This is a genomic window from Bacteroides rodentium JCM 16496 (assembly GCF_000614125.1).
GTDB lineage: Bacteria > Bacteroidota > Bacteroidia > Bacteroidales > Bacteroidaceae > Bacteroides > Bacteroides rodentium.
Genome location: NZ_BAKJ01000110.1, coordinates 1 through 3,754, shown reverse-complemented (window position 1 = coordinate 3,754; position 3,754 = coordinate 1). Strand labels below are relative to the sequence as shown.

The following is a 3,754-nucleotide window of genomic DNA, read 5'->3' as shown; positions in this document are numbered from 1 at the left end:
GCGGGGCTATGCGCAGGTTTTACACCTTTATATAAAGGCAGTCAGACGACCGATTACACCTTGTCATATATAGGAACTCCCGGATGGCAAGCAAGAAACAGATAGGTGGATGTGTGGTACAAGCACTTGCTATAGCAAGCAAATAGGCGCATGATACATCTGTATAGCGAAAAAACGAGAAGAAAAACAATATTATATTATTAACAACTAATTTTTTTACGATTATGAAGATGGAAAAAGAGATGAAGTATGAAGCTCCGGATGTAGAAGTTTTGGAGTTCATGGTAGAAGCCGGGTTCGCAGGTTCGGGGGCTACTGATGGAAGTAATCAAGGTATCCCTGATGTGCCTGAAGATTTCTAACGAATAATGTATTATTAATAATTAAACATTTTAAGATGAAAACAAAACTAATTTTAGCTGCAATGGTGCTTCCTGCGCTATTCACAGCTTGCTCGAATGAAGAGTTTGCAGATGAAACTTCTTCGCCCGTCAACAAAGCTGGCTTGATTGAAGTAGGGAAAGATTTCTCTATCGCTGCTGTTAGAGGAAATCAGGCCGATACTCGCTCGTCTTGGTATCTCGATCCTGGATTGTTCTTCAAGTGGCTGCCTACTCCTGCCACAACTGGTGGCAATTCCACTATCACTAGCAGTGCTACTGCTGTAAATGCTCCTGAAATCGGCCTTTGCTGGACCGGCGAGGGACTGGCAACTGTGTCGGATGTAGTTTATACCAATTATAAGTTCATCCATAATGGATGGTTGGCTACGGATGAAGCTGCCGCTGATTTTGATAAATGCGACCCTGCCAAATTAAATAATGGTTGGCTTTATTCGGAAGCAACTGCTTACACTGGTACTGGGTCAGCAGGTGAACAGGCTAATTATGGCATAACGGTATCTACCAAAGGTGCATTCACCACTCCCAATTTCAAATCCGGTGTATTTAAGACAGAAAATTCCACAATGTTCGAGGGTGATTACATCGTGTACTACCCCTATAACAAGAACTTCTGCCAGACAGCTGCCATTCCGGCAACTTCATCGTTGACTTTCAGCGGTGTACAGGAAGGTGCTGACGGTCTTAATGACCCTGTTTTCGGCAACAGTACATTTGCTTATGGTAAACTGAGTATCACTAAGGGAGGGACTCAAGCCAGCGGCTTTGGCCTTGAAAATCTTTCAAGCCTCCTGAGTGTACAACTCATTGCAGCGGATGCAACAGCTGTGGCTGGTTTGAGTCAAATTGCAGTCTATAAGGTTGTCTTGTTCAATGAAGCCGGTTTTGTGAAATCGGTTGATTTGAGTGCCAAGTCTATCAAGGAAGGCAAGAAAGGCCAGGACCTCTATTGCGGCAATAAGGTGACAAACAAGACCATCGTTGCCGATTTGGCTGCTAATGGTACTATCACAGCGACCGCCTTGAAGTATTATATGCCTGTTTTGCCTTGTGACGTAAAGAACCTCAAGCTGTTGGTATATGCCACTGAAACTGGTACTGAAAAAGTTGCTTTCGTCAATGCTGCCCTCTCTACGGGTGCTGTAAAGATTGGTGCGGCTGAAGCTGCTACAGTAAAAGCACAACTGACCGCCGATGATTTCAAGACTAATGTTTATTATGCTGTTGACGATGCATCTCTGGGTAATGCAATCGCTGCATGCACAGGCTTGTCTTCCACAAACACGGCCGAGATTAATATCATTGGTGACATCGAGTTGGAAAATGATTGCACCGTTCCTGGATATGTAACAGTGAAAGGTGACGGCATCATCGTTCCCGAAGATAAGACTTTGACTTTGGGTGACAACTCGACTATGAATTCCAATATCACAGTGAAAGGAATGACTTGCTGCGGAAATGCTTCCAATGGAGGTAAACTGGTTGTAAATGCGGCTACCATCAACTCTGACGTTGTCATTGAAGACAAAGCCGCTGATGCTGCCACTACTGCTAAAGCGGGTGAATTGGAATTTGCTGCAGACAAGACCAGCACTGTAACCGGCTCTATTACCAACAAGGGTATTGCTACAGTCGTAAAACCCTCTGCCAATAACAATAAGACATTGGTGAACCTGAGCGGAACATTCAATAATGAAGGCAAGTTGACGATTGAGACTTTTGGTAACAATGCTGACGACACAAAACTTTATGTCAAAGAAGCAGGAACATTCAACAATGCCGGAACAACTACAGTACAAGGTGTGCTTGCTATTGCCGGTACAGCAACCAATGATGGTGAGATTACCGATAAGGTTTCCAGCCAGGTAACCGGTAACATCACTTCCTTGAGTTCTCCGGGTGAATACATTTCTGAGGTAGACAATAATGGTGCCCGCTTTGACGCAGCCTTGAAGGAACGTCCTACTACCATTGTGAAGTTTGTAGGTGCGGCTACGAGCTATGAAATGAAGAAAATTGCTACAGCCACAGCTCCTATCAAGAAATATGTAGTAGAGGCTACTGGTGTAAAAACAACTTTTATCAGTGCCGCAACAGAAGCTGCCGTCACTGCTACCTTGCCGGCTTTGGATGTAAATAGCGAGCTGGAAATCACCATAGGAACAGCTGCTGACAAAATGCTGAAACTGGTAGTGACAGGCGAAATGAATGTCAATGCGACAACTACTGTTACTGCTTCTCCAGACCGCGATACAGAAGTATTGAATGTAGGTACGCTGAATGTGAAGTTGGCTTCTCCTGCTATATTGACCATGAGCAGTAAAGTGAACAGCACAATCGGTAACTTGAATATCGCCAGCACGAGTGACAATACACCGGTTGTTGCCAAATTCTCTGCCAACAGCATTACCACAGCAGATAAGATTGTAGTAGACAAGAGTGCAAGAGCCGAGATTGTGACAGCTACTGGAGCTGGTTCTTCTGATGTTGCCGGTATAGTATGGTACAAGACTTCTTCTGTTGGCACCGATTACTGGAAAAACGGTATCCCGACCAAGAAATAATCCGGATAGCTGAAGAGGAATAGGCAAAAGCATCATGCTTTGTTAGTCCTATAAATGTATGGAGAAAGGGGATGTGCCGAGATTGAGGCATGTCCCCTTTCCTTATGCACAAAGTTCTCCACGTGATACATTAGGCGGCTCGGCTTGTGGACTTCCGCAAGTAACCTTTCTCATGGCTCTTTCATCTAACTCCTTTAAAAGAAAGAGTCATACGGATATTTCATCCTTTTGTGTATCGCCCTATCCATCGGGGGGGGCTGCTGAAACTTCCATAACTGTTTGTCGCATCTATATATCCGGCATGTTCCATCTATAGATGCAATAGCCGTGTCTATGCAATTTCAACATGACCCAGTAAAGGTTTACAGCCGTCAAGTTGAGCTATGCAGTGCCCACCCCAAGCTTCTGCATCAGTCATCCTATCTATTTCCCGTTTAAATATCTTTCAGCATAAATCACTGTCAACCGGTCGCTTTTCATAAAGCTGAAGGATATGAAGCCTAGTTTGCTTAATTCATACTCAGAAATAAAGTTGCAAGGAGTAAAGCCGATTTGCAAGCTGATAACCCCTTTAAATGGAAAAGCCGTAATTTTGGGGGCATCATAGGCAGGGATTTTTGTTTTTCCCCGTCCAACTTTTCTTTATTTGTCCTTTTCTCCGTACATTTGTCATTGCAACAATGCAACAGACCCCAAAAAGAAGAAGGAGAAGACATTATGAAATATCCCATCGGAATACAGAGCTTCGACGTGATTCGTGAAGACGGATATGTCTACGTGGACAAGACA

The 3,754-nt window shown here is 44.0% G+C and carries 3 protein-coding genes; all 3 read left to right on the top strand.

All coding sequences use genetic code 11. The features are described from left to right. The first annotated feature begins 224 nt into the window (after positions 1–224). Complete coding sequence (locus tag JCM16496_RS23010) at positions 225–362, top strand: hypothetical protein (RefSeq protein WP_167332311.1); 138 nt, start codon at positions 225–227, stop codon at positions 360–362. 35 nt (positions 363–397) lie between these two features. Beyond that, positions 398–2,965 (top strand): hypothetical protein, encoded by a 2,568-nt coding sequence (locus tag JCM16496_RS20740; RefSeq protein ID WP_128809785.1) that lies wholly within the window; start codon positions 398–400, stop codon positions 2,963–2,965. A gap of 717 nt (positions 2,966–3,682) precedes the next feature. Further along, positions 3,683–3,754 (top strand): AAA family ATPase (locus JCM16496_RS25350; protein WP_148301646.1); only part of this gene is annotated, 72 nt, incomplete at its 3' end.